Genomic DNA, 19,636 nt, shown 5'->3' with positions numbered 1-19,636 from the left:
CGAGGACCCGATGGACAACGCCCCGACACAGTCCGGCCCCCCGACGAAGCCGACCGGCCGGTCCGGCGCCGGTAACGCCTTCGACCGGTACTTCGAGATCACGGCGCGCGGCTCGACGGTGAGCCGGGAACTACGCGGTGGGCTCGCCACCTTCTTCACGATGGCCTACATCGTGGTGCTCAACCCGCTGATCCTGGGCAGCGCCGTCGACGGGGACGGCGCCCGGCTGGCCATCCCGGCGCTGGCCGCGGCGACCGCCCTGGTAGCCGGGGTGATGACGATCCTGATGGGGGTGGTCGGCCGATTCCCGCTGGCACTGGCCGCCGGGCTCGGCGTCAACGCGCTGGTGGCGTTCGAGATCGCCCCGCAGATGACCTGGGCCGACGCGATGGGCCTGGTGGTGATCGAGGGTGTGATCATCGCGGTGCTGGTGCTGACCGGGCTGCGTACCGCCGTGTTCCGGGCGGTGCCGACCCAGTTGAAGACCGCGATCGGGGTGGGCATCGGGCTGTTCCTGACGATCATCGGGCTGGTCGACGCCGGGTTCGTCCGGCGGATCCCGGACGCCGCCAACACCACCGTGCCGGTCGGGCTGGGCGTCGGCGGCAAGCTGGTCACCTGGCCGGCGCTGGTCTTCGTACTCGGGCTGCTGGTCACCCTGGTCCTGGTGGTACGGCGGGTCAGGGGCGCGATCCTGATCGGCATTCTCGCCTCGACCGTACTGGCGATCGTGGTGGAGGCGATCGCCAAGGTCGGCCCGTCGGTGGTGGACGGCCAGCCCAACCCGGCCGGCTGGTCGCTGAACGTGCCGGCGCTGCCGGAGCGGGTGGTGGACACTCCGGACCTCTCCCTGCTGGGTCACTTCGACCTGCTCGGCTCCTGGCAGCGGGCCGGTGTGCTGGTGGCGATCCTGTTCGTCTTCACGCTGCTGATCACGGACTTCTTCGACACCATGGGCACGATGGTGGCGGTCGGCCAGGAGGGTGGGCTGCTCGACGAGCAGAAGATGCCACCGCGTACCCGGGAGATCCTGCTGGTGGACTCGATCGCCGCGGCGGCCGGCGGTGCGGCGAGTACGTCGAGCAACACGTCGTACATCGAGAGTGCCGCCGGGGTCGCGGAGGGTGCCCGGACCGGGGCGGCCAACCTGGTCACCGGCGGGTTGTTCCTGCTGGCGATGTTCCTGGCCCCGCTGGTCGTGGTGGTGCCGTTCGAGGCGGCCTCCGTGGCGCTGGTGATCGTCGGGTTCCTGATGATGACCGCGGTGCGGACCATCGACTGGGCCGACTACGAGATCGCCATCCCGGCGTTCCTGACCATCGTGCTGATGCCGTTCACCTACTCCATCTCGAACGGCATCGGGGCCGGCGTGATCAGCTATGTGGTGGTCAAGGTCGCCCGGGGCAAGGCCCGGGAGGTGCACCCGCTGCTCTACGGGGTGGCCGCCCTCTTCGTGCTCTACTTCCTGCGCGGCCCGATCGAAACCGTGCTGTTCTAGCCTGTGGAACAGCACGGCTAGCTTGTGGAACGGCACGGCGCCGGGTCTCGGTGACAGTAGTCATAATCGGTGGTCGTTAGCCTAGCTTATTAGTTAGGCTAACGACCGTGACGGAGTGGACGGTGATGGCGAAGCGCATGCCACCGGCGCAGCTTGCGACGTTGCTGCGCGACGCGATCACCCGACTCAACCGACGGGTACGGCAGACCCGGCCGGTCGGCGACCTCACGGGGACCCAGCTCTCCGCGTTGACCAGCCTGGAGCTGGCCGGCGCGCTGACGCCTCGCGAGTTGGCCGACACCGAACGGGTCCAGCCGCCGACGATGACCAAGATCGTCGCGAAGTTGGAGGAGCGCGGCCTCGTGCAGCGCACCCCCCATCCGACCGACGGCCGACAGGTCATCCTGGCGACCACCGACACCGGCCGCGCGATGCTCGCCCAGTTCGACCGGGCCCGCAACGAGTGGCTGGCCGGCCGGCTCGCCGAGCTGACCCCCGAGGACCGCGACGCGCTCCAGCGTGCCGCGGAGATCCTGCAAAAGGTGGCGCGCGACTGACCGCCGCAGAGGACCGGGTCCGCTTCGTCCGCTAGGACCTTCCGACCGCAACGTCGAGGTCGGAGGTCGGGATGACGCGTACGACCCGAGGAGGCGCACCCCGAGTGCGGGCAAAGCTGAGCACCACCTTCCAGTCCCTGACGGTTCGCAACTACCGGCTCTTCGCCACCGGTCAGCTCATCAAGCTGATCGGCGTGTGGATGATGTTCACCACGCAGGACTGGCTCGTCCTGGACCTCTCGGACAACTCGGCCTCCGCCCTCGGCGTGGTCATCGCCCTTCAGTTCACCCCGGTGCTCCTGCTCACCCTGCTCTCCGGCCGCCTCGCCGACCGGTACGACAAGCGCCTGCTGCTCTTCGTCGCCAACTGCACCTGGAGCCTGCTGGCGCTCGGCATGAGCGTGCTGGTGATCACCGGCATCGTGCAGCTCTGGCACGTCTTCGTCTTCGCCGGCCTGCTCGGGGTGGCGAACGCCGTCGAGACCCCGGTACGCCAGTCCTTCGTCTCCGAACTCGTCGGCACCCCACTGCTGCCCAACGCGCTGGCGCTCTCCGCCGCCACGTTCAACTCGGCCCGGATCATCGGCCCGGCGGTGGCCGGGGTCGGGATCGCCCTCTTCGACGTCGGCCCGGTCTTCCTGGTCAGCGCGCTCAGTTCGATCGCCCCGGTGATCTTCGTGGTGCGGATGCGCCCGGCCGAGCTGCACCGCGACGAGCTGCCGCCGCTCGCCGAGCGGGGCTCCGCCCGGGTGATCGACGGCCTCCGGTACGTCGCCCGCCGCTCCGACCTGGTGCTGCCGATGGTGCTGATGTCGGTGATGGGACTGGCCCTGTTCAACTTCCAGCTCACCCTCTCGGCGCTGGCCAAGACCACCTTCCACACCGGGGCCGCCTCGTTCGGCCTGTTCACCACCGCGCTCGCGGTGGGCGCCCTGGCCGGAGCGCTGGCCGGCAGCGGCCGGCGCAGCCGGCCGTCGGTCTGGGTGGTGCTGGGCGCCGCCGTGGCGACCGGCGTCTGCGGCACCCTGGTCGGGCTCGCTCCGACGTACTGGCTGGTGGTGCTCCTGCTGCCGCTGACCGGGTTCTTCATGGTCTTCTTCGCCCAGGCGTCCAACCAGCGGGTGCAGCTCGGTGTCGACGCGGCGTTCCGGGGCCGGGTGATGTCGCTCTGGGTGCTCGTCTTCCTCGGCACCAACCCGGTCGGCGCGCCGATCATCGGCTGGATCGCCGAGCGCTTCGGTGCCGGCGCGAGCATCTGGATCGGCGGCCTGATCTCGCTGGCCACCGCCGGTACGGCGCTGATCTGGCAACTGCACCGCACCGGTACCCGGCTCCGGCTGCGCATCCTCCCGCTGCCCCGCTTCTACGTGGTACACCCGGCCGACATGTGAGCCACCCGGCGGGCAGGTACGGCAATCGGGAGGCCGCGTCGTCGACCGGCAACCGTCGATGGCGCGGCGTCCTGCGGGCGTCGGACCCCTCTGGTTAGCTGGCCTCATGCTGCGCGTGCGACTTCTGGAGTGCCTGGCCGCCGACCAGGCCCGGCTGCGGCAGGTCGCGTCCGCCGATCTGGCCGCCGCCGTACCGAGCTGTCCGGACTGGACCGTCGCCGATCTGGTCCGGCACGTCGCCGTGGTCTACCTGCACAAGGTGGAGTGCATGCGGACCGGGCGGATTCCGTCGGCGTGGCCGCCGGACCTGTCCGGAGAGGAGCCGTTGGCGCTGCTCGACCGGGCCGGTGCCGCGCTGCGCGCCGAGTTCGACAGCCGGGATTCGGCCGCGCTCGCACCCACCTGGTACGACCCTGACCAGACCGTCGGCTTCTGGCTCCGGCGGATGGCACAGGAGACGGTCGTGCACCGGGTCGACGCGGAGCTGGCGACCGCCCAGCCGGTGGCGGAGATCCCCACCGACCTCGCCGTCGACGGCATCGACGAGGTACTGCGGATCTTCCTGGCGTACGGCTCGCGGCGCTGGCCCGAGGACTTCACCGACGTACTCCCCGAGCCCGAGGTGACGGTGCTGGCCACCACCGGGCCGGCGGGTTGGCTGGTCCGGCTCGGCCCGGACGGCGCGACGGTCACGACCGACCGGGCCGCCGTCCGGGCCGGCGTCGCGGTGGCCGAACGGAGCGCCCCGCCGGACCCGGCACCCGGCCCGGCGACGCCCAGCGGCCGGCTGCTGGCCGCCCCGCCGACCAGCGGCGGACCGGGTGACAACGCGTCGTCCGGCGGCGGCGGATCGCCCGACGACGGGCTGGCCGGGGCCGGGGCGGCGGCGACCATCAGCGCGAGTCCGGAGCGGTTGCTGCTCTGGCTCTGGCGGCGGTCGGCCGACGACGCCGTCAGGTGGGCCGGCGACCGGGCGGCGGTCGAGCGGCTGCGCCTGACGCTCGCTCCGGCGACCCGGTGAAGCCTTTTCGACCTGGACAGAGTGGCGCGCCCGCCCCGCCTCCCAGCGCGGCCACCCCGAACCGCAAGGAGAGGTTGAAGAGCGTTCAATATTCGTTGATTGCAAAACCGGTGGCGGGCCGGGGTGCCGCCGGTTAGCGTCGGAGGACGTGGCCATCGTGCATACTTTCGCGTTGCCGCTGGCCCTCCTTGCCGTTGTCTGCCTGCCGGCCGCCGTTGCCGCGCTGATCTGCGTCGACGAGCTGATCGACCGGTTCGCCTGCTGGGTCGCCGATCGCCGGGACAGCCGGCGGTTGCGCCGGGCCATCAACCGCCTCGACCGGGCGTTCGAAGTGGACGCGCTCGCCCGGGAGGTCGACCTCACCGAGTTCGACCGGGTGGACCATCCGGCGATCGAGCGGATCGCCGCCGACCTGCGCCGGCTGGGCGACCAGCGGCTCGGCATCGCCGGCCGGTCCCGGCTCTGGCAGGACGCGGTGCTGGAGGCATACGACGACCGGCTGCGCCTGGCCAGCCGGTGCCTGGGCGTGGCCGAGCACCTCGGCGACCTCGACGGCGTCGACCTGGAGATCGAGCGGCTACGCGTCGAGGGCGAGTTGCAGGCAGCCGGCCTGATCCTGCCGTCCCCGCAGGCCGGGCCGCGCCAGGGCAGCAGTTGACCCGCCCGCCGGTGACCCGGCGCTGAGATGAGGCTCTTCGTGGCCGTCTATCCGCCGCCGGAGGCGCTGGACGACATCGTCGCGCAGACACACCGGCTCCGGATCGGCGCGGCGGCCGACGCCGGAATCAACGTACGGCTGACCGCCCGGTCGACCCTGCACGTGACCGTCGCGTTCCTCGGCGAGGTACCGGACGACCGGCTGCGCACGGTGCAGGAGGCGCTCGCCCGGGCCGTCGAGCTGTGGCACCACCCGCCGGCCCGGCGCCGCCGCGCGACGGGAGAGCGGCGGGTCGGGATCGCCGTCCCGCCTCGCCCAGGTGGTCAGCCCGGCGCGGAACCGACGGAGTCGGCCGAGTCGGTCGGGCAACCGGTGGCGGAACACCGGGCTCCGGCGGCGCTCCGGGCGAGCCTCGGGGACTCCGGCAGGTCCGGTGCTCGGCGGGCACCCCGGCTCCAGTTCGGTGGCGGTGGCCGGTTCGGGCGCGGCCGGTTCACGGTGCTCTGGGTGGGGCTACTCGGCGAGGTCGACGCCCTGCGCGGGCTGGCCGGGGCGGTACGGCGGGAGTTGCGCCGGTCCCGGATCCCGTTCGACTTCCGGCCGTTGCGACCGCACCTCACCCTGGCCCGCCCGGGCGACCGACTGGACAAGGAAAGCCTCGACGAGGACCTGCGTACCCTCGACGGATATCTCGGGCCGTCCTGGCCGGCGACCGAGCTGGTGCTGATGCGCAGCCACCTCGGCCCCCGGCCGACGTACGATCGGCTGGCGGCCTGGCCCCTGTAGCGGCTCCGCCCGCCGGCGGGGGCCACGCCTCCGGACCCGGGCTCACTGACAGGCCGGTCCGGCCGAGATTGGTGTATTCCACTCCTTCGCCCTGCCACGCCGGTCCGCCCAACGTCGATCATGAAGCGGGTGGACCGGCGGACGTGCGAGGGCGTCAGGAGGTTTCGCGGGCGGCGGGGCCGCTGCCGAAGAGGACGTCGTCCCAGCTCGGCAGGCGCTTGCGCGGCTTGCCGGAGGCGTCACCGGACTCGCCGGAGCCTGGCCCGGAGGCGCGGCGGGGCCGGAGCACCGCCAGCGACGGCACCGCCGGAACCTCCTTCGGGGCGTCGGCGTCGTCGTCGAACGCGGAGCCGGGGCCGCCGCCGAGCAGCGCGGCGGCACCACCGGAGACCGGACGCTGCCGGGGCGCGTCCGGCGACGCCATCGACGCGGCCGGGTCGAGGCCGCGACCGGCGGTCGAGCCGAGCGGCCGGTCGAGCCCGGCGAGCAGCGCGTCCCGGCCGGCCCGGATCGGATCCCGGCCGGGCCGGGCGTGGTGGTCGCCGGCCGCCGCCGGCAGGCCGTGCCCGCCACGGCTCGGCTCCACCCGGGACGGTCCGGGCAGGGCGTGGCCGCCGCGTTCCGGCGCGGGCTCCTGGCCGAGCAGCGGTGCGGGGCGCTCGGCGCAGAGGTATTGCGCCATGTCGTCGTGCGGCGTCACCGCCTGGCGCGCCTTGTCGAGATCCCAGATCGCCTGGGCGGTGGCCTTGCCGGAGGGCCAGGTCGCGATGATCCGCCAGGTGCCGTCGTCGCGCCGGTAGGCGTCCCAGGAGATCTTCTCGGTGTCGATGCCGTGCTGGGAGAGCCGGCCGTCGACGATCTCGGCGAGCGGTGCCTGGTTTTCCGCGTTCTTCAGCCGGGTCCGCCGGGCGTGCTGGGCGAGCATCGCCCGCTCCTGGAGCACCGGGCCGGCGTAGCGCAGCACCCGGTCGACCGGGACACCGGCGATCCGGGCCACGTCCTCGGCCGACTCGCCGGAGCGGATTCGGGCCTGGATGTCCCGGGGCGACAGCGAGGGTGCCGACTCGGTGCCGGGACCGACCGCCGCCAGTGGAGCGCTGCCCGGCTCGTTGTGCAGGACGGTCGCGACCCGCTCGTCGATCGGCAGCGCGAGAAGACGGCCCACCTCGTCGGTGAGCACCATAGCTTGGCCGTCCTCGGAGAGGGCGACGAAGCGTACTGGCCGCATCGCGTTGCCTCCGTCCCGCCTCGCTGGCCCCACGCCACAGGTCAGCCACCCGGGCGTCCTCGTCACACGGTACGCCGGTCTGTCACCCGTTGGGGAGAGGCGCGCCCGCATGTCGCGGGTGAGCTGGGTGTTTCGATCCTCTCGGGTCGGGCGGTCCAACCGACCGGCCCGAGAGGAGCACAGGGGGACTCAGAGTCGGTCGACCACGTAGTCGACGCAGGTGGTGAGGGCCTCCACGTCGCTGGGCTCGACGGCCGGGAAGAGCGCGACCCGGAGCTGGTTGCGGCCGAGCTTGCGGTACGGCTCGGTGTCGACGATCCCGTTCGCCCGCAGCGCCTTGGCGATCGCCGTCGCGTCCACACCCTCGGCGAAGTCGACCGTGGCCACCACATTGGAGCGCAGTGCCGGGTCGGTCACGAAGGGTGTCGCCACGGCGGAGCGCTCGGCCCAGCCGTACACGATGGCGGCGCTCTCGGCGGTGCGCTTGGCCGCCCAGGCCAGCCCGCCCTGCGCGTTCATCCAGTCGGTCTGCTCGGCGGCCAGGAAGATGGTGGCCAGCGCCGGGGTGTTGTAGGTCTGCTCCAGCCGCGAGTTGTCGATCGCGGTGACCAGATCGAGGAAGGCCGGGATGTAGCGCCCCGAGGACTTGATCTCGGTGGCCCGGGCCAGCGCGGCCGGCGACATCAGGGCGAGGAAGATCCCGCCGTCGGAGCCGAAGCACTTCTGCGGGGCGAAGTAGTAGACGTCGGTCTCCCGGACGTCCACCTCCAGGCCGCCGGCCCCGGAAGTCGCGTCGACCAGCAGCAGCGCGTCGTCGTCGGCGCCGGCCACCCGGCGGATCGGCACCGCGACGCCGGTCGAGGTCTCGTTGTGCGGGGTGGCGTAGACGTCGACGCCGGCCTCGGCGACCAGCGACGGCGCGCTGCCCGGGTCGGACTTGCGCACGGTCGACTCGCCCAGGAACGGGGCGTCCTTGACCGACTTGGCGAACTTGGCGCCGAACTCGCCGAAGCTGGCGAACTGGGCCCGGTCGCGGACCAGCCCGAAGGTGGCCACCTCCCAGAAGGCGGTGGTGCCGCCGTTGCCGAGCACCACCTCGTAGCCCTCGGGCAGGGAGAAGAACTCGGCGATGCCGCGGCGCAGCCGGGCGACCTGGTCGCGTACGGTCTTCTGCCGGTGCGAGGTGCCGAGGTAGCTGGTGGCGACGTCGGCCAGCGCGGAGACCGCAGCCGGACGCACCTTGGACGGGCCGCAGCCGAACCGGCCGTCAGCGGGTTTGATCTCGTCGGGAATCCGAATGGTGGATACGTCAGCCACGGTTACGAAGATCCTTCCGGTGGGCCGAGAGGCCCGTGAGCCGAGCGGTTGATCCGGCGACGCTGCCGCCCTCCCATCCTCGCACCCGCGCCGCGCGGCCCGGGGGACGATCCCACGGCGGCGGCTGAGTTCTGCCCCACATCCGTACGGGTTCTGCGCCAAATGCGTACGGGTTCTGCGCCACATCCGGCCGGCACCGGACCCGGATACGCCGAAGGGCCCCTCCCCGGCGTCGGAATGGGGCCCTTCGTGCAGCTCAGGCGTTGTGCGGTACGGCGTCCCAGCCCTCCACCTGGTTGGGCAGGCGCTGTCCGGGGCCGGTGTACCGGGCGGCCGGCCGGACCAGCCGCTTCAGCTTCTTCTGCTCCAGGATGTGCGCGCTCCAGCCGCCCATCCGGGCACAGGTGAACATCGAGGTGAACATGTGCGCCGGTACCTCGGCGAAGTCGAGCACCACGGCCGACCAGAACTCGACGTTGGTGGCGAGTACCCGGTCCGGCTTGCGGGCGTGCAGCTCCGCCAGGGCGGCCTTCTCCAGCGCCTCGGCGATCTCGAAGCGGGGCGCGCCCAGCTCCTTGGCGGTACGCCGGAGCACCCGGGCGCGCGGGTCCTCGGCCCGGTAGATCCGGTGCCCGAAGCCCATCAGCCGCTCGCCCCGGTCGAGTACGCCCTTGACGTACCCCTCGGCGTCGCCGCTGCGCTCCACCGCCTCGATCATGTGCAGTACCCGGGACGGCGCACCGCCGTGCAGCGGGCCGGAGAGCGCGCCGATGCCGGACGAGATGCAGGCGGCGGCGTCGGCACCGGTCGAGGCGACGATCCGGGCGGTGAAGGTGGAGGCGTTCAGACCGTGCTCGGCGGCGGAGATGAAGTAGGCGTCGACGGCCTTGACGTGCCGCGGGTCGGGTTCACCCCGCCAGCGCTTCATGAACCGCTCGACGATGGTCTGCGCCTTGTCGATCTCCTTCTGCGGTACGGCCGGCAGGCCGAGCCCGCGCGCCGACTGGGCGACGAAGGAGAGCGCGGTCACCGAGACCCGGGCCAGGTCCTCCCGGGCCTGCTCGTCGGAGATGTCGAGAAACTGGGACAGCCCCCAGTACGGCGCGAGCATCGCCACCGCGGACTGCACGTCGACCCGGATGTCGCCGGAGTGCACCGGTACCGGGAACGGTTCGGCCGGGGGCAGACCGGGACCGAACCGGCCGTCCACGAGCAGCGCCCAGACGTTGCCGAAGGAGACCTGGCCGATCAGGTCCTCGATGTCGACCCCGCGATAGCGCAGCGACCCCCCTTCCTTGTCAGGCTCGGCGATGGCGGTCTCGAAGGCGATCACGCCTTCCAGCCCCGGTTTGAAGTCGGACATGTGCACTCCTGGATCGGTCGTCCGTGCATTCAGGGCTCACCCGGCGGTGTATCCGGCGCGAGCCCTTGGGGTACTCAGCGATGTATTCGTGCCATCTTGCCTGCTGGGTAACTAACTTTGCGAGAGGTCACGGTTGTGCTACGCGCGACATGATGCGGCAGGGACGGGCTCGCCCCGGGGCGCCCGCCGGCTCGACCGGGTCGGCGCGGGTACCCGCCTTCGATCGACGGACAAGGATGTGACGTGATGCCGGACACACCGCCGGCCGAGCTGCGCCGGGAGTACGGTGCGGCCGAGGGGCTCGCCGAGGCGGAGCTGGCGGCCGACTGGTGGACGCAGTTCCACCGCTGGTTCCTCGACGCGATCGCGGCCGGGCTGCCGGAGCCGAACGCGATGGTGGTGGCCACCGCCGACACCGAGGGGCGGCCCAGCACCCGGACCGTCCTGCTGAAGGGGTACGACGAGCGCGGGCTGGTCTTCTACACCAACCACCGGTCGCGCAAGGGCACCGAGGCACGGGTCAACCCGTACGCCAGCCTGCTGCTGCCGTGGTTCCCGATGCAGCGGCAGGTGGTGATCTGCGGCACGATCGGGCCGGTCGACCGGGCCGAGACGGAGGCGTACTTCGCCAGCCGGCCGCGCGGATCGCAGCTCGGTGCCTGGGCGAGCCCGCAGTCGGAGGTGCTTTCCGACCGGGGTGTGCTCGACGACCGGTTCCGGGCCGCCGCCGAGCGGTTCTCCGACGGGGTGCCGGTGCCGCCACCGCCGCACTGGGGCGGCCTGCGGGTGGTGCCGGCGACGGTGGAGTTCTGGCAGGGACGGGCCAGCCGGCTGCACGATCGACTGCGCTACCGTCTGACCGGTGCGGACGATTGGATCATTGAGCGGTTGGCGCCTTGACCGGCGTTGACTCCGACGCCGACCGGTCCGGCGGGGACTCCGGGCCGAGCCGGGAGACCGTGGTGGCGAGCCCGGTCCCCGAGCCGGGCGAGACCGCCGAGCCGGCCGCCGCCGGGAACGCGCGACGGGGCCGGTTCGCCCGATGGGCGATGGACGTACGCCCGCTGCGGGTGCCGGCGTACCGGCGGTTGTGGATCGGCAACGGCGTCTCGATGTTCGGCTTCCAGTTGACCGCGGTCGCCGTACCGGTGGAGATGTTCGCGCTGACCGACGCGTCGCTCTGGGTCGGCCTGCTGGGCATCGCCGGATTCGTCCCGTTGCTGGTCTTCGGCCTCTGGGGCGGTGCCGTCGCGGACGCGGTGGACCGGCGCAAGCTGCTGCTGGCCAGCTCGGTGCTGATGTGGATCTCCACCCTCGGGCTACTGCTCCAGGCGCTGTTCCGGGTCGGCAGCCCGATCCTGCTGCTGGTACTGGTCGCGGTGCAGACCACCGCGTTCGCGATCAGCTCACCGGCCCGACAGGCGATCATCGCCCGGCTGGTACCCACCTCGTTGGTGCCGGCCGCGAACACGCTCGGCTACACCACCACGACCGCTGGTGGCGTACTCGGTCCGCTCGCCGCCGGGCTGGTCTTCTCGGCCGGCCCGGTCGAGGCGGTCCTCCCGGTGGCGTACGCCGTCGACGCGGTGCTCTTCACCGTCTCGCTCTGGGCCACCTACCGGCTCCCGTCGATGCCGCCGCTGGACGACGGCGGGCCGCCCCGCCGGGTTGGCCTGGCCAGCGTGGTGGACGGGTTCCGCTATCTGGCCACCACGCCGGTGCTGCTGCTCTCCTTCGCCGTCGACATCATCGCAATGGTGCTGGCGATGCCCCGGGCACTCTTCCCCGAGGTGGCACAGGAGCGGTTCGGCGGCGGTTCGGCGGTCGGCTGGCTGTTCAGCGCGATCGCCATCGGGTCGGTACTCGGCGGCCTCACCTCGGGCTGGATCAGCCGGGTCCGCCGGCAGGGGCTGGCCCTGGTCGGCGCGGTGATCGGCTGGGGGCTGGCGATCGCCGCCGCCGGGTTGGCCCGGCAGCTCTGGCTGGCGGTCGTACTGCTCGCGGTGGCCGGGGCGGCCGACCTGGTCAGCGCGGTCTTCCGGCAGTCGATGTTGCAGGTCTACGCCCCGGACCGGCTGCGCGGCCGGTTGCAGGGGGTGAACATCACGGTGGTGGCGGGCGGCCCCCGGCTGGGCGACCTGCGCGCCGGCAGTACCGCCGCCGCCTTCGGGGTCGGCTTCGCCTGGGTGGGCGGCGGGGTGGTGGCGGCCATCCTCGCGCTGCTGCTGGGCGTCCTCTTCCCGGCGCTGGTGCGCTACCGTGCCCCGCACCCCGACGACGAGCAGTCGGACCCGGGCGCGACCGACGGCTCCGGGCCGGCTGATGCGGCGGCCAACGGCTCTGGAGCGGCTGGTGTCGCGGCCACCGGTTCCGGGGCGGCTGGTGCGGTGGCCGCCGGTTCCGGGGCGGCCGGCGTTGCGGCCACCGGCTCTGGAACGGCTGGTGCGGCGACCGGCGGTTCCGGGTCGGGCAGCGGCGCGGCGTCCGGCCAGCCGGGCGCCGCCGCCGGGTAACGGCTATCGTCCCGGCATGGACAACGTCACAACGGCGGCCCGGCCGCTCTCCGGTGCACAGTGGACGATCTCGGCCGCCGGCCAGCAGGCCGTGGTGGTCGAGGTCGGTGGAGGGCTGCGGGCGTACCGGGCGAACGGCGTCGACTACCTCGACGGGTACGCGGAGGACGAACTGCCGGTCGGCAGCGCGGGTCAGGTGCTGGCGCCGTGGCCGAACCGGATCCGCGACGGCCAGTACGCCTTCGCCGGCCAGGAGTTGCAGCTTCCGCTGACCGAGCCGCAGCGGCACACCGCGATCCACGGTCTGGTCAACTGGCTGCCGTGGCGGCTGGTCGAGCAGCGCCCGGACGCGGTGGTACTGGGCTGCGAGATGCCGGCCCAGGTCGGCTACCCGTGGCCGCTGTCGCTGCGCGCCGAGTGGCGGGTCGGCGCCGACGGGCTGCGGGTACGCCACGAGGCGACCAACGTCGGCACGGCGTCCTGCCCGTTCGGCTTCTCGGTGCACCCGTACCTGCGGCTGCCCGGGGTGGCCGTGGACGACCTGCGACTGCGGATACCGGGCCGCAGTCGACTGCTGCTGGACGGCCGACTACTGCCGATCGGGGCGGCGAAGGTCTCCGGCGGGGAGTACGACTACACCGCGCCGCGCCGGATCGGCTCGGCCGTCCTCGACCTGGCGTTCGGAGACCTCGACCCGGCGCTGGTGCACGACTGGGGTTCCAGCGTGACGCTCGCCAGCCCGGACGGGAGCGCGGCGGTGAGCATCTGGGCGGATCCGTCGTTCGGCTGGTGGCAGGTATTCACCGGGGACACCCTGCTCGGCGACCGCTACCGGCGGTCGGTGGCGGTCGAGCCGATGACCTGCCCGCCGGACGCGTTCCGTTCCGGCCGGGACGTGATCGTCCTCGAACCGGGGCAGACCTGGCAGGGGAGCTGGGGCATCCGGCCCGGCGCCTGACGCGTCGGCGAGAGCCTGGAGGGGCGCGCGGTGGAGTTCTCGACGGTCGTCCGGCGGCGGCGGATGGTGCGCAACTACGACCCGGACCGGCCGGTCCCGCCGGAGGTGCTGGACCGGCTGCTGGAGCACGCCGTCCGGGCTCCGTCGGCCGGGTTCTCCCAGGGCTGGGCGTTCCTGGTGCTGACCGAACCGGCGGACCGGGAACTCTTCTGGGCGGCGACCACTCCGGACACCGCCCTGCGGGACCCGGCTGTCGAGGGGCAGAGCCGCTGGCTGACCGGGATGCGGCGGGCGCCGCTGATCGTCGTACCGCTGGCGGACCGCTCCGCCTATCTCGACCGGTACGCCGAGCCGGACAAGGGGTGGACGGACCGCGACGAGTCCCGCTGGCCGGTGCCGTACTGGTATGTCGACACCGGGTTCGCCGCGCTGCTGATGCTGTTGACGGCAGTGGACGAGGGGCTCGGCGCGTGCTTCTTCGGCATCCCGCCGGAGCGGACCGGCCCGTTCCGGGCGGCGTTCGGAGTGCCGGAGGGCTTCACCCCGATCGGCGCACTGAGCATCGGCTATCCGGCGCCGGACCATCGATCGCGATCGTTGCAGCGTGGTCGACGGCCGGTGGCGCAGGTGGTGCACCGGGGACGGTGGAGCTGACATCCTGACCGACGCGGGTCAGGATGTCACCGAAGGTAGTAACGAAACTGACATCCGTGGACAAACCACGAGCTCGTCGGAGGTCGCTAGGCTGACGGGCGTCATTGGTACGGTGCGGCTTGCACGAGTGGCGGGCCGCCGGAGTAGCAGCAAGGGGTCGGGCCAGCACGGCCATGGGGAGGGGAGCGTGCCGTCGTGATCTTCAAAGCGGTTCGGGACGGGCGTCCCTACCCGGACCACGGGCTCACGTTGAAGCAGTGGGCAGAGATCCCGCCACGCCCGCTGCGCCTCGACCAGCTCATCACGACCAAGCGGGAACTCGCGCTGGACAAGCTGCTCGCCGAGGACTCCACCTTCTACGGCGACCTCTTCCCGCACGTCGTGCAGTGGAGCGGCGGCCTCTATCTGGAGGACGGGCTGCACCGGGCGCTGCGCGCCGCGCTACAGCAGCGCAACCAGATCCACGCCCGGGTCCTGGTGCTGCCGGCCACCTGAGCCCGGCGGGGCCGCGCTGAGCAGCCACTAGGGTGGCGGTCATGACCGCGGCAACGAACGGGACACCCCCGCTGGACCTGCTCGACCTGGACGGTTCGCTGAGCGAGGAGGACCGCCAGATCCGGTCCGTGGTGGGCCAGCTCGTGGCGACCCGGGTACGCCCGTACGTCGCCGGCTGGTACGAGGACGGCCACGCCCCGGTGCGCGAGCTGGCCGTCGAGTTCGGCAAGGTCGGCCTGCTCGGCATGCACCTGAGCGGGTACGGCTGCGCCGGCGCCTCGGCCGTCGCGTACGGGCTGGCCTGCCTGGAACTGGAGGCCGGCGACTCGGGTGTCCGGTCGCTGGTCTCGGTGCAGGGATCGCTGGCCATGTACGCCATCTGGCGGTACGGCTCCGAGGAGCAGAAGCAGCACTGGCTGCCCCGGATGGCGACCGGTGAACTGATCGGCTGCTTCGGGCTGACCGAGCCGGACCACGGCTCCGATCCCGCCTCGATGGCGACCCGGGCCCGCCGGGACGGCTCCGACTGGGTACTGACCGGCGGCAAGATGTGGATCACCAACGCACCGGTCGCCGACCTCGCCGTCGTCTGGGCGCGTACCGACGACGGGGTGCGGGGTTTCGTCGTACCCATGCAGACGCCCGGGGTGACGGCGCGGGAGATCCGGCACAAGATGTCGCTGCGCGCCTCCTCGACCGGCGAGATCGTGCTCGACGAGGTCCGGCTGCCGGCCGACGCCCAACTGCCGGCGGCGACCGGCCTGCGGGCCCCGCTGAGCTGCCTGACCGAGGCGCGCTACGGCATCGTCTGGGGTGCGCTCGGCGCCGCCCGGGACTGCCTGCACACGGCGATCGACTACGCAGGCGGCCGGGAGCAGTTCGGCCGGCCGATCGCCGGCTTCCAGCTCACCCAGGCCAAGCTGGCCGACATGGCGGTCGAGTTGCAGAAGGGCTACCTGCTGGCGCTGCACCTGGGCCGGCTCGCCGACGCCGGCCGGCTGCGACCGGAGCAGGTCAGCGTCGGGAAGCTGAACAACGTCCGGGAGGCGATCGCGATCGCCCGGCAGTGCCGGACCATCCTCGGCGCCAACGGCATCAGCGGGGAGTATCCGGTACTCCGGCACGCCAACAACCTGGAGAGCGTGCTGACCTACGAGGGGACCTCCGAGATCCACCAGTTGGTGATCGGGCAGCGGCTCACCGGGTTGTCGGCATTCGGCGGCTGACCCGGCGAGCGTGCCGGATCAGGCCGGCGTCCGTCAGCCCGCGTCCGTTATACCGGCGTCGTCAGGGTGCCACCTTGCGGGCGGAGCGGAGTGCGGTGGCCAGCGCCTCCAGGGCGGCGGCGCTGCCGGCGTACGAGAACCGGGGCTCGCTGTTCCAGCCGACGATCTGGTTGGCCTTCACCGCCGGGAGCTGGCCCCAGGTCGGCTTCCCGGTCAGGTCCTTCGGCTGGAGCGTGGAGCTTCGATTGTCCAGCAGCAGCAGGTCGGCCGGGTACTTGTCGGCGTTCTCCCAGCTCAGGCTCTCGAAGTAGCCGCCGTCGTCGAGCTTGTCCGGCACCACGACGTCCACGCCCAGCGACTTGTAGTAGAGGATGTCGGAGTTGACGCCCGGGTTGGAGGCGTAGAACAGCTCCTCGGCGGCGGAACAGGCAAGCACCCGGATCCCCGGGTTCGCCGCGACCGCCTCTTTGATGCTGGTGGCGGCGGCCTCGAACCGGGCCTTGGCCTCGGTGACCTTCGGGGCGTCCAGGTCGGCGCCGAGCGCGGCGGCGAGGTCGGCGTGCCGGCCGATCACCTTGTCCAGCGGGGCGCGGGAGGCGACCAGGGCCACGGTGGGTGCGAGCGGGACGATCTTGTCCTTGCTCTCGTCCGGCACGTACCAGAGCGAGTTCTTCTCGTACTCGTGCGTGACCAGCAGTTCCGGCTTGACCGAGGCGTACGTCTCGATGTTGAACTCGCCCCAGGTGTTGCCGATCACGGTCAGTCCGGCCACCGGCAGGTCGCCGGCCTGCACGTCCGGGCTGCCGTCGGCGCGCTTCGTCGGGCCGAAGACCCCGACGAGCGCTTCGGCGACGCCGAAGTCGTAGAGCGCGGCGGCGGTACCGACGAACGCGACGACCCGGTTCGGCCGGCTCGCGGCGGAGGCGGTCTGGCCCCGGTCGTCGGTGAAGCTCCACGCGCCGCCGCTGCCGGAGTCCCCAGTGGAGTCGTCGCCTCGGCCGCAGCTACCGAGCAGGGCGGTGAGGCCGAGCGCGCCGGCCGCGCCGAGCAGGTTCCGGCGGGTGAGCTGACGAGGGTGCGGCATGACGTGGTGCTCCTTGGCTGACCGCTGCGCGCAGCGGAGGTGTCGGATCCGTACGAGGCGGGCTCTGTTCGCCGGATCATTAGGTTAGCCTGACCTAAGTTCCCGTTGTCAAGTCGCGCCCACCCGTGCCGGCGTCACCGACCTGCTGATCGACCTACTGGTCGACCTGCTGATCGACCTACTGGTCGACCTGCCACGGGCCCGAGTGGTCGAGTCCGCAACGCGGTGCCCGGTGCCGGACCATCCCGGGATTAGAGCCCCCGGGCGGGGGTAGCCCGCCGTATGGAGGCCGGAGGAATCGCCGCGCACGGGCTGCTGGCCGACGGGCGCAGTGCCGCGCTGGTCGACCGCTCCGGCTCGGTCAACTGGTGGTGCCCGGAGCGCTTCGACGCGCCCTCGGTCTTCTGCCGCCTGCTGGACATCACCGGTGGGCACTGGTGGATCCGACCGGCCGAGCACTTCGAGGTACGCCGGAGCTACCTGCCGGACACGCTGGTGCTGCGTACGGTGTTCCGGACCGAGCACGGCGAGGTGTCGCTGACCGACGGGCTGCTGCTGGAGGCGGGTGCCCGGGGACACGACATCGGCCGACGCTCCCCCGGAGTACTGGTCCGGGTGGTGGAGGGGCTCTCCGGGACCGTTCCGATGGTGCTGTCCTACTCGCCCCGGTTCGAGTACGGCCGGCGGAGCGCATATCTGGTGTGGCGGGACGGGAAGCTGCTGGCGACCTCGGGGCCGACGACGTTGGCGATGACCGCCCCGATGCCGCTGACCGTGCAGGGCGCCGAGGCGACGGCCCGGTTCACCGTCGGCGCCGGGCAGCGGGACGCCTTCGTCCTCGCCTATCGGCCGACCTTCCACGAGACGGCGCCACACCCGGTGGACCCCACGGACCCGCTCGGCGACACGGTCGAGGGCTGGCGGTCCTGGGCCGCCCACCACGACTACCAGGGCCATTATCCGGAACTGGTCCGGCGCAACGCGCTGGTGTTGCAGGGGCTCACCTACGCGCCGAGCGGCGCGGTGGTGGCCGCCGCGACCACCTCGCTGCCGGAGGAGATCGGCGGTGACCGCAACTACGACTACCGGTACGCCTGGCTGCGCGACTTCAGCCTGACGCTGCGGGCGCTCTGGGTGGCGGCCTGCCCGACCGAGGCGAACCGGCTCTTCGGCTGGGTCGCCTCGGCGGTCGGCCGGATCGACGGCCAGCCGGTGCCGATCATGTTCGGCGTCGAGGGGGAGCGGGACCTGACCGAGCGCCGGATCGAGACGCTGCGCGGCTACGCGGACAGCACACCGGTCTGGGTCGGCAACGAGGCGTGGCGGCAGCGCCAGCTCGACGTACCGGGCGAGGTGCTGGACGCGGCGCTGCGGCTGCGGGAGTACCTGGATCCGATGCACCCGGAGGTGCGCGACCTGCTGCGCAGCCTGGCCGACCAGGCGGTGACGAGCTGGCGGGAGCCGGATGCCGGGATGTGGGAGGCCCGGGACGCCGCCCGGCACTACCTGTCGTCCAAGGTGTTCTGCTGGGTGGCGCTGGACCGGGCCGTACGCTTCGGCGACCGGCTCGGCGACGCCGAGGACCTGGCCCGCTGGTCGGCGGCCCGGGACGAGGCCCGGGAGACGATCCTGCGGGAGGGCTGGAACCCGCAGGTGGGCGCGTACACCGGCGCCTTCGGCTCGGACCAGCTCGACGCGAGCGTACTGGTGATGCCGATCGTCGGGTTCCTGCCGGCCACCGACGAGCGGATGCGGGCCACCATCCGGCTGGTCGAGCAGCGGCTCTCCCGGGGCGGCCTGGTCCGGCGCTGGGCGGGCGACCCGGCGGCGTTCACGCTCTGCTCCTTCTGGCTGGTGCAGTGCCTGGCGCTGGCCGGCGAGCGGGACCGGGCCGCCGCGATGTTCGAGAACGTGACCGGCGTCGCCAACGACCTCGGGCTGCTCGCCGAGCAGGTCGACCCGCACACCGGCGAGCAGCTCGGCAACTTCCCGCAGGCGTTCTCGCACATCGGACTGATCATCGCGGCCTGGGAACTCACCACCGCCCCGTCCGGGGCGGTGCCGACAGGGGGAGGAAGCTGATGGCTGGACGGCTCGCCGGAACGACGGCGCTGATCACGGGTTCGGATTCCGGAATCGGTCAGGCTACCGCGATCGAGTTCGGCCGGGAGGGCGCCGACGTGGTGGTGCACTACCTGCACGACCACGACGGCGCAGAGCACACCCGGGAGCAGGTGGAACAGGCTGGCCGGCGGGCGGTGGTGGTGCACGGCGACATCAGCGAGGAGGACCAGGTGGAGGCGATGTTCGACACCGCGCTGGCCGAGTTCGGCGAGTTGAACGTACTGATCAACGACGCCGGGGTGGACGCGTCCGGCATCCCGGTGATCGACCTGGACACCGAGACCTGGGACCGGGCGATCCGGGTCAACGTCTACGGTGCCTTCTTCTGCTCGCGGCGGTTCGCCCGGCACCGCCGGGACCAGGGCGGGAAAGGCAAGATCATCAACATCACCTCGATCCACCAGGAGGTGGCCCGGGCCGGCGGCTCGGACTACGACACCAGCAAGGGCGCGCTGCTCAACCTCGCCAAGAGCATGGCGCTGGAACTCGCACCGATGGGGATCAACGTCAACAACATCGGGCCGGGGATGGTGCTCACCCCGTTCAACCAGCGGGCCATCGACGACCCGAAGTACCTGGAGGAGCAGGTGCAGAGCATCCCGTTCAAGCGGGCCGCGGAGCCGGTCGAGATCGGTCGGGTGGCGGTCTTCCTGGCCAGCTCCGACGCCGACTACGTGACCGGGTCGACGTACTTTGTGGACGGCGGCCTGATGCAGAACCAGGGCCAGGGGGCCTGATCCGGACCCCGACCCACAGAGGAGAA

The 19,636-nt window shown here is 72.2% G+C and carries 17 protein-coding genes and 1 pseudogene; 14 read left to right on the top strand and 4 right to left on the bottom strand.

The genetic code is table 11. The annotated features are described in order from the left end of the window. The first annotated feature begins 10 nt into the window (after positions 1-10). From Pma05_RS33665 to Pma05_RS33640, 6 genes are all read left to right on the top strand, one after another. Positions 11-1,498, top strand: coding sequence for an NCS2 family permease (locus tag Pma05_RS33665; protein ID WP_203861568.1), 1,488 nt, complete (start codon positions 11-13; stop codon positions 1,496-1,498). 107 nt (positions 1,499-1,605) lie between these two features. Further along, complete coding sequence (locus tag Pma05_RS33660) at positions 1,606-2,055, top strand: MarR family winged helix-turn-helix transcriptional regulator (RefSeq protein WP_203861557.1); 450 nt, start codon at positions 1,606-1,608, stop codon at positions 2,053-2,055. A gap of 104 nt (positions 2,056-2,159) precedes the next feature. Then, on the top strand, positions 2,160-3,446 hold the full coding sequence (locus Pma05_RS33655) for an MFS transporter (protein ID WP_203861556.1): 1,287 nt from the start codon (positions 2,160-2,162) through the stop codon (positions 3,444-3,446). Positions 3,447-3,561: 115 nt separating this feature from the next. Continuing rightward, positions 3,562-4,467, top strand: a complete 906-nt coding sequence (locus tag Pma05_RS33650) for a maleylpyruvate isomerase N-terminal domain-containing protein (RefSeq protein ID WP_203861555.1) — start codon at positions 3,562-3,564, stop codon at positions 4,465-4,467. A gap of 148 nt (positions 4,468-4,615) precedes the next feature. Next, positions 4,616-5,125, top strand: a complete 510-nt coding sequence (locus Pma05_RS33645) for a hypothetical protein (RefSeq protein ID WP_239313654.1) — start codon at positions 4,616-4,618, stop codon at positions 5,123-5,125. A 27-nt stretch (positions 5,126-5,152) separates the two neighbouring features. Next, positions 5,153-5,911 carry a 2'-5' RNA ligase family protein gene (locus Pma05_RS33640; protein ID WP_203861554.1) on the top strand — a complete coding sequence of 253 codons (759 nt, stop codon included), beginning with the start codon at positions 5,153-5,155 and terminating at the stop codon, positions 5,909-5,911. Positions 5,912-6,065: 154 nt separating this feature from the next. On the opposite strand, the gene sepH is transcribed toward Pma05_RS33640, so the two are convergent. From sepH to Pma05_RS33625, 3 genes are all read right to left on the bottom strand, one after another. Continuing rightward, complete coding sequence (gene sepH / locus Pma05_RS33635) at positions 6,066-7,139, bottom strand: septation protein SepH (protein ID WP_203861553.1); 1,074 nt, start codon at positions 7,137-7,139, stop codon at positions 6,066-6,068. A 189-nt stretch (positions 7,140-7,328) separates the two neighbouring features. Next, positions 7,329-8,456 carry a phosphoserine transaminase gene (gene serC / locus Pma05_RS33630; protein WP_203861552.1) on the bottom strand — a complete coding sequence of 376 codons (1,128 nt, stop codon included), beginning with the start codon at positions 8,454-8,456 and terminating at the stop codon, positions 7,329-7,331. 256 nt (positions 8,457-8,712) lie between these two features. After that, positions 8,713-9,819 carry a citrate synthase 2 gene (locus tag Pma05_RS33625; RefSeq protein ID WP_203861551.1) on the bottom strand — a complete coding sequence of 369 codons (1,107 nt, stop codon included), beginning with the start codon at positions 9,817-9,819 and terminating at the stop codon, positions 8,713-8,715. 246 nt (positions 9,820-10,065) lie between these two features. Between Pma05_RS33625 and pdxH the strand changes: the two genes are divergently transcribed. The 6 genes and pseudogenes from pdxH (at position 10,066) to Pma05_RS33595 (ending at position 15,665) form a co-directional block, all read left to right on the top strand. After that, positions 10,066-10,719, top strand: coding sequence for a pyridoxamine 5'-phosphate oxidase (gene pdxH / locus Pma05_RS33620; protein ID WP_203861550.1), 654 nt, complete (start codon positions 10,066-10,068; stop codon positions 10,717-10,719). A gap of 149 nt (positions 10,720-10,868) precedes the next feature. Continuing rightward, a pseudogene (locus Pma05_RS33615) lies at positions 10,869-12,083 on the top strand (MFS transporter); the annotation flags it as partial. A gap of 265 nt (positions 12,084-12,348) precedes the next feature. After that, entirely contained in the window at positions 12,349-13,290 is a 942-nt protein-coding gene (locus Pma05_RS33610; protein WP_203861549.1) for an aldose 1-epimerase family protein, read from the top strand. 30 nt (positions 13,291-13,320) lie between these two features. Then, the gene (locus Pma05_RS33605; protein WP_203861548.1) at positions 13,321-13,944 is read left to right on the top strand and encodes a nitroreductase family protein; all 624 of its coding nucleotides are present in this window, start codon (positions 13,321-13,323) and stop codon (positions 13,942-13,944) included. 195 nt (positions 13,945-14,139) lie between these two features. Then, positions 14,140-14,439, top strand: coding sequence for a type II toxin-antitoxin system VapB family antitoxin (locus Pma05_RS33600; protein WP_203861547.1), 300 nt, complete (start codon positions 14,140-14,142; stop codon positions 14,437-14,439). A 41-nt stretch (positions 14,440-14,480) separates the two neighbouring features. Continuing rightward, the gene (locus tag Pma05_RS33595) at positions 14,481-15,665 is read left to right on the top strand and encodes an acyl-CoA dehydrogenase family protein (protein ID WP_203861546.1); all 1,185 of its coding nucleotides are present in this window, start codon (positions 14,481-14,483) and stop codon (positions 15,663-15,665) included. Between the two features lie 61 nt (positions 15,666-15,726). Here the strand turns inward: Pma05_RS33595 and Pma05_RS33590 are convergent, their stop codons facing one another. Beyond that, on the bottom strand, positions 15,727-16,749 hold the full coding sequence (locus Pma05_RS33590) for an ABC transporter substrate-binding protein (RefSeq protein WP_203861545.1): 1,023 nt from the start codon (positions 16,747-16,749) through the stop codon (positions 15,727-15,729). Between the two features lie 282 nt (positions 16,750-17,031). Between Pma05_RS33590 and Pma05_RS33585 the strand changes: the two genes are divergently transcribed. Both Pma05_RS33585 and Pma05_RS33580 read left to right on the top strand, forming a co-directional pair. Then, the gene (locus Pma05_RS33585; protein WP_203861544.1) at positions 17,032-18,831 is read left to right on the top strand and encodes a glycoside hydrolase family 15 protein; all 1,800 of its coding nucleotides are present in this window, start codon (positions 17,032-17,034) and stop codon (positions 18,829-18,831) included. Further along, entirely contained in the window at positions 18,831-19,610 is a 780-nt protein-coding gene (locus Pma05_RS33580) for a glucose 1-dehydrogenase (RefSeq protein ID WP_203861543.1), read from the top strand. Before Pma05_RS33585 ends, Pma05_RS33580 begins: the two co-directional genes overlap by 1 nt. Positions 19,611-19,636 lie beyond the last annotated feature (26 nt).

Source organism: Plantactinospora mayteni, assembly GCF_016862935.1.
GTDB lineage: Bacteria > Actinomycetota > Actinomycetes > Mycobacteriales > Micromonosporaceae > Plantactinospora > Plantactinospora mayteni.
Note: the sequence above shows the minus strand (reverse complement) of the source record. Positions and strands in the feature narration are given on the sequence as shown.

What these genes read in the sequence shown, in the direction of transcription:
- Pma05_RS33665 (WP_203861568.1), top strand. Translation starts at nt 11, where the DNA reads ATGGACAACGCCCCGACACAGTCCGGCCCCCCGACGAAGCCGACCGGC.
- sepH (WP_203861553.1), bottom strand. Translation starts at nt 7,139, where the DNA reads ATGCGGCCAGTACGCTTCGTCGCCCTCTCCGAGGACGGCCAAGCTATG.
- Pma05_RS33580 (WP_203861543.1), top strand. Translation starts at nt 18,831, where the DNA reads ATGGCTGGACGGCTCGCCGGAACGACGGCGCTGATCACGGGTTCGGAT.
- Pma05_RS33640 (WP_203861554.1), top strand. Translation starts at nt 5,153, where the DNA reads ATGAGGCTCTTCGTGGCCGTCTATCCGCCGCCGGAGGCGCTGGACGAC.
- Pma05_RS33610 (WP_203861549.1), top strand. Translation starts at nt 12,349, where the DNA reads ATGGACAACGTCACAACGGCGGCCCGGCCGCTCTCCGGTGCACAGTGG.
- Pma05_RS33585 (WP_203861544.1), top strand. Translation starts at nt 17,032, where the DNA reads ATGGAGGCCGGAGGAATCGCCGCGCACGGGCTGCTGGCCGACGGGCGC.
- Pma05_RS33595 (WP_203861546.1), top strand. Translation starts at nt 14,481, where the DNA reads ATGACCGCGGCAACGAACGGGACACCCCCGCTGGACCTGCTCGACCTG.
- pdxH (WP_203861550.1), top strand. Translation starts at nt 10,066, where the DNA reads ATGCCGGACACACCGCCGGCCGAGCTGCGCCGGGAGTACGGTGCGGCC.
- Pma05_RS33625 (WP_203861551.1), bottom strand. Translation starts at nt 9,819, where the DNA reads ATGTCCGACTTCAAACCGGGGCTGGAAGGCGTGATCGCCTTCGAGACC.
- Pma05_RS33590 (WP_203861545.1), bottom strand. Translation starts at nt 16,749, where the DNA reads ATGCCGCACCCTCGTCAGCTCACCCGCCGGAACCTGCTCGGCGCGGCC.